General features: G+C 58.3%; 3 protein-coding genes. All 3 read right to left on the bottom strand.

The genetic code is table 11. From position 1 onward, the window contains the following. The coding region (locus AC1DZU_RS35165; RefSeq protein ID WP_477292008.1) for a cadherin repeat domain-containing protein at positions 1-1,575 on the bottom strand (1,575 nt) is incomplete at its 3' end. Between the two features lie 538 nt (positions 1,576-2,113). Further along, positions 2,114-5,533, bottom strand: a complete 3,420-nt coding sequence (locus AC1DZU_RS35160) for a beta strand repeat-containing protein (protein ID WP_477292006.1) — start codon at positions 5,531-5,533, stop codon at positions 2,114-2,116. Next, positions 5,530-6,577: VCBS domain-containing protein (locus tag AC1DZU_RS35155; protein ID WP_477292004.1), on the bottom strand; the 1,048-nt coding region annotated here is incomplete at its 5' end. The genes AC1DZU_RS35155 and AC1DZU_RS35160, both read right to left, overlap by 4 nt.

The following is a 6,577-nucleotide window of genomic DNA, read 5'->3' as shown; positions in this document are numbered from 1 at the left end:
GCCACCGCCATCCGAACCGATCGAGGGCGCCTCGTTCTGGTTGCTTACGGTGACTGCGATCGTCTGTGTGTCGGTCCCGCCTAGGCCATCGGAAACCCCGACCTGGACGTCATAGATATTGTTCGCCCCGAGATCAGTCGGCGTTTCAAAGTCGGGAGCCGTGACAAATGAAAGAACGCCGCTGGTTGCATCGATCGCGAATTTGTCGGCGTCGTCCCCACCGACGATGGAATAGGCAAGCGTTGTCCCGGCGTCGGGATAGACCGCGGTCACTGTGGTGACATGAAGAACATTCTCGAGAAGATCGACCGCCGCTGTCGGCAATTCGCCATTCGATGTGATGACCGGGGCTAACGGGGGGTGGGTCGGGTTCAGATAAGTGCCTGAGCTGTCGGTGATGGCTTCGATGGAGTGCTGGTCGAAGATGGTGGCACGTTCAGCGGCGGTGAAGCTCTGACCCTGCAGGATCAGGACATCGTTGCCGGACCCGCCGATGATTTGCATGCCGGTGCTGACATTGGCGACTGAGAAGGTGGTGCCGCTCAAGTTGGTGCTGGCAAGAGTGGTTCCCGTTCCACCTATTGAGGTGGTGGTCAAATCGAGGCTCGCCGCTCCGGTGGTCAAATGTAAATTCGTTCCGCCAATTGAACTGAGGTGTGTCAGATCCGGCTGGCTAATATCCAGAACCGCGCCGTTTTGAAGATTGAGGGACCACATCCCGAATAAATTCAAATTGTGTATGTCAAGAGTTCCGGAGGTAACATTCAACGAGTTGGAATTGGATGATGATCCTTTAAAAATATCGTGTGCATAGTCGAGATTGTCGGCATCGGTAATGCCTATGACTATGGAGCCAAAATCATATGCAGACGTCAAGGAGGCATCAATGACTGCGATACCAGATGATACAATATATGTTTCACTAACATGTTCTAATTGTTGAGAGGACGTAATGTAGGCTGAGCCCGTGGATAGAACAATGGTTTCAGTGTGAGTGATGTACCCGGATAGGTTCAGTGTCGCTGAGCCCGTGGACAGCGTGATAGTTTCGCCCTGAGAGCTGTACCTCCTGTCCCCCGATATGTTCAAAGTCGCGTCGGCGCCCGACAGAGTAAAGTTGCCTCCCCCATGGGCCGCGATGTGTGCCTCGCCGCTGCCCTGGACGAAGGTTACGCCCGCGTTGGCGTTGAGAGTAACATCACCGCTCCCGCCATTGACGGTATAGCCCCCGGAACTATCGCCAAGATTGACGGCCACCGTCCCGCCAGCCAGTTGAATCGTCCCACCTCCGCCCGATTCATTCGCAACGTTGACCGTCAGGTCCTGCACATCGCCTAGCGTCAGGCTGGAGGCCCCACCGCTAATGTTGAAGATGTCCACTTCCTCGAAACCAGTGAACTGAGCCAACGTTGATAAGTCGAACGTTCCAGACCCGAGCAGTTGCAGCGTGTCATGCCCGCCCCCGCCATCCAATTGGTCTCCCGAATTCAGCGTTGAGGAATTCCCGTTTACTATCTCGTCGTCGACACCACCAATGAACACGTCAGGATCTGCGGTAAGTGTTGTGGTCGGCATGTCACGATCCTTTCATGTCCTCGGTGCACATAGGTGTAAAAGTAGCCAGGCCAGACAGAGTCTGTATCATTGGAATGCGGCCGCCCGCTTACAGACCATGCTCAGTGTATTCCCGATGGCTACCTTCGAAGATGGCCAACGACTGTGGGCCGTCTCAGTCGATACTAGGGTCGGAGCGAACAGCGGCGTCGCAGGCATTTGCCGAAAATTGAGGAATAACCTCCCTCGCCCGATCTGGGGCAATACAGCCCAATCCGGCTCGCCAAGGCAATGAGTCCACGCGGTTTGAGCGGCGATTGGCCACTCAAACATTCTCCTCTCCGAAGCTACCCCTTTTGAGTGGCTCCCCAGCTCTTTTCCCTCATATTAGCAATACCTGAATTATCACGCCGAGTCCAATATTCAGTTCGGAAAGTTCGGTCCGACCTAGACATGAAGTAAAATAATAGTTTGGTTGCCAGTAAACGGCCGGATACAGTCCGCGGGCGCCGGATTGATCCGGCGCCCGCTATCACATTGGAGCCTGCGGCCTTCAACGTCAGACGAAGTGGAAGTCGTCCGCCGGATTATAACCAACCACCGTCCGCCCAGTGCCGTCGTCGGCCACGGTGAAGTTGTCTGCATCGTAGGCGCCGACAATGTGGAGCGTGGCATCATGGGTGCCGTCCGAAACGGTCAACGTTCCCCCACTTCCATCCTGGTTTGCCTGATAGACAGCGGATGTGCCGGTGCTGAACCAGATATCTCCGAGGTCTATTTTGTCATCATTGGTCATGCCGGAGATGCTTCCGCTGAAATCAAATGAATCGTCCAGCCGAAGTGTGCCAGCTGCATCCGCGCCGAAAATGACGTCTGCGGAAGAGGCAGCGTGAAATTCCAGCTGCGACATGTTTCCGATGATGGCATCGCCGTTCCCGGTAACCTGACCGCCGATCGCGACGTTGCCGCCATTGGCCCAGATCAGCCCGGAATTGGCGACGGCACCGTTGATTGCCAGGCCGCCCGACCCCGTCGCCTCCAGCGTTCCCGAGTTGACGACGGTGCTGCTGCCGGTGTCGATAACCAGCGCATGGGTGCCGGTGGCGATGATCGTGCCCTGATTGTTTAGACCCAGCAGACCGCCACCAAGTTGACCCGCGCCGGAGATGGTGTTGTCGACATTGGTCAAGGCGACGTCGGCAGCCGTGCCGGAGATCACGTTCGCATCGCTGTCGGACAGGACGATCTGTCCACCACCTTGCAGCGTGATGCCATGCTGGATCAACTGCAGCAGGGTGTCGTGGCCGCCCGACTCGAGCGAAATTAGGCCGGTATTGTTGATCGTGCCGCTCAGCGGCAGCAATGCGCCGTCGCCGATCGTCATGGTCCCGGCATTGTTGACCACTGGCGTCTGGTCGAAGACAAAATTGCTTCCGGTTAGCGCACTCGAGTGCACGCCGTCGAGCGTGATCGACTGACCATCCGCAAGCGTGATCATCGCATTGCCGTTACCATCGTCGGCCATATGCGCCTGGACGTCGGCAAAGCTCGCGAAACCGGAATAGCCGATGAGATCTATATGGTCCGCGGCCGTGTCGAAGCTGTGCACCGTGTCGTTGCCAATCGGCTGCGAGAAGACGAAGAGATCGTTGCCATGCGAGCCGGTCAGCACGTCGTCGCCGGACCAGGCAAAGATCGGCGAACCCGGCGCGTAGGCTTCGACGTTGTCGGTAATCATGGCGAGCCCGGTGCCGCCGGTGGAATCGATCCAGGTTTGCGACATATGCAGCGAGAGTGCGCCCGCGTAGTTCCCTGGCGCGGTCACGGTGAGCGCGGTGACATCGTTTGTCTGCACTGACCAGGTGCCATCGCCGTTGTCGATGCCCTGGCTGACTGTCCATCCGGCGGGAACTCCGCTGATGGATACGTTGATCGAGCCGACATGATCCACCGGATTGGTCAGGCCAAGGTTGATGGCTTCGCCTGCCACGCCTGCAGGCGCCACATGCGCGCCGCTGATGTTGGTCAACGTCACATTGGCGAGCTCGACCAGTGTGTATCCGCCGGTGTTGCCATTGGTGGTAGCAGTCTGTTGGTAGACAAAGGTGTGATTGCCGATAGCGCCCGATGTCGTGAATGCAACGGTGGAACCGGCGTTGCCAATATCGCTTCCTAAGAGATATTGAACGACAGCAGCAAGACTGCCAGTTGACGTGACCGTCAGCGGAGCGGTGAAAGTGTCTGTACCAAAGAAAGTGGCAATCCCGTTTGTAACATTGTGGGATTGGACTGTATCGCCCCCGATGGTCAGGGCTGAATCGCCAGCTCCGTTGACGTTTCCGGAAGTTGCTGACGCCTCGGCAACTGGCAGATCGAGAATGTCGCCGCCCGCGGCCGTGTTGAAGTCAGTAATGACGTCGTAGCCCGAAATTGTGCCGCTATTTCCCGCGCCGCCGATCGTAGCCGTGGAGTGGCCGGCATTAATTATGAAAGTGTCAGCGCCGCCATTGCCGGTCATCGTATCAGCACCAGCGCCACCGGTGATGCTGTCTGCACCAGCGCCGCCTTTGATTATGTCGATACCCGCCGAGCCGGTGATAGTAAACGCTTCGCTCTGATTCGTCAGATCGAGGGTCAAACCAGATGTCGTCAGCGTCACTGCTTCTACGTTAACAATTTGTCCGTCGCTGGTGCTGGTGAAATTTGCACCAACTTGAAGCGTATCGTTGGTGCCAGAACCCCCGTCAAGGAGTGCATCATTCTGTGCTCCGACGATAGTGTCGTTGCCGGCGCCGCCGCTGATTGAGTCGCTGCCCGAGCCGCCCTTTAATGTGTCAGCTTGGGCGCTACCGTTCATGACGAATGATCCTGACGTTACGGCGCTTGCGTCGGCCGTGAAACCCACCGCATTGCCGCCGGCGAGCGTGGACCCGTCGATCGTCAGTGTGCCGTTGTTGTTGAACGACGAATCGAAGACGGCGGTAATGACTGGACCATTTCCTCCCGTATCATTCCGGGTGAGTAGCAGAAATTCGAAGTTGGTCAGACCGATATCCGTGTGTGCTCCGTCTCCAAACGTATAAAAAGGGGATGTGTTTTTGGCGTTGTCGATTGTAATTGTGTCTGTACCTGTGCCGCCGGTGATAACATCACCGTTTGTGGCCGTAACATTTGTTCCCGATACAGTGTTTGTACCAGACGCGAAGAATACTGTGTCGGTGCCCGTCGTCAACGTGGACGAACTTGGGCTGACCACGGATATTGAAACGATGTCGGTGTCCGTCAGCGTCCCGCCGGATCCACTATTGCCATTGTCACTGGTCGTCATTGTCAGCGTGGCGCTCCCGACGAAGTTGTTCGTCGGGACATAAGTAACAGTGGCGCCCAGCGTCGAGTCGATTGCGGCCTGGCTTCCAATGAGCGTTACAGTGCCGGTACCGTTACCGCTAATAGCAGCTGATCCGCCTGAGACAGTCAGCGTGCCATGGGTCACTGCCAGAGTGACCGTCATGCTCGCAGTGCCAGCATCAACATCGGAGATGTTGAGGCCCGTAATCGCCTTGCTGGCATTTACATTCGTTGTCTGCGCCCCGGGCACTGTATTTAGGGGCGCGTCATTCACTGCATTGATGGCGACGGCGACGCTGTCGGTGTCGGAGAGCGCGCCATCGGTAGTGACGATTTGGATTAACGCCGCTCCATTGAAGTTCGAATTGGCTAGGAAGCTCAGTCCGTTCAATGCAGCGTTGATGTTCGCGTCGGTGCCGCTGAATGTCATGAAGCCGTCATCGGTGCCGTCACCGACCGTGAACAACAGACCCGTCGTACCGTTCAGCGTAATCAAGCCGTTGGGTACCGACAGCGTCACCGTGTGGGTGGTGTTGTCCGGATCGAAGATGCTGATCTGGTTGCCGTTGGCCGAGCTGAAGACCTTCGCAACGTCCTCGTTCGTCGTCTGCGTTCCCGGGACCGTGTTCACCGGCACGTCATTTGTGCCGGAGATGGTGAAGGTGAGGTCCTGGGGCGCCGAACGCCGTTGGAGAGGACGTCGACGCCGAAGCTGAGATGATTGAGTGCCGCGGTCAGGGCAGCGGCATCGACGCCGGCTGGCAAAGCGCCGGCATTGAGGGCAACGGTCGGCGAGCCGGCAGATGCGGCGAGATTGTTGCCGATGTCGACATCGCTGAAGGCGAGCGATCCGTTGATCGCGGCAATGTCCTGTGCCGATGAATTGCCGGCCGACTCCGCCACCGTGGTGGAAATCGCCGTGCTGTTGACCGAGGTCAGCAGCGTCTGATCGTTGGYGCCGGTGATGGTGAAGGTGAGGTTCTGGGGCGCCGAATCGGCGACGTGGACCGCATAGGTGACGGTGAGCTGGTCGCCGGCCTTGAGGAAATCGAGGTTGGCGGCAGTCGGGTCCCAGGTCCAGCTCATCTGGGTGGCGCCGCCGGTCGAGACGACGCCGACGCCGAAGTTGAAGCTCAGATGATTGAGCGCCGCGGTCAGGGCAGCGGCATCGACGCCGGCTGGCAAAGCGCCGGCATTGAGGGCAACGGTCGGCGAGCCGGCAAATGCGTTGAGGCCGTCGCCGATGTCGACATCGCTGAAGGCGAGCGCCCCGTGGATTGCGGCAATGTCTTGTGCCGATGAATTGCCGGCCGACTCCGCCACCGTGGTGGAAATTGCAGTGCTGTTCACCGAGGTCAGTAGTGTCTGGTCGTTGGTGCCGGWGATGGTGAAGGTGAGGTYCTGGGGCGCCGAATCGCCGACGTGGACCGCATAGGTGACGGTGAGCTGGTCGCCGGCCTTGAGGAAATCGAGGTTGGCGGCGGTCGGGTCCCAGGTCCAGCTGATGTTCTGGGTGGCGCCGCCGTTGGAGAGGACGTCGACGCCGAAGCTGAGATGATTGAGTGCCGCGGTCAGGGCAGCGGCATCGACGCCGGCTGGCAAAGCGCCGGCATTGAGGGCAACGGTCGGCGAGCCGGCAGATGCGGCGAGATTGTTGCCGATGTCGACATCGACA

It is taken from the genome of Mesorhizobium sp. P2_A12 (assembly GCF_056405075.1).
The sequence above is the reverse complement of the archived record's forward strand: the minus strand, read 5'-3'. Positions and strand labels throughout refer to the sequence as shown.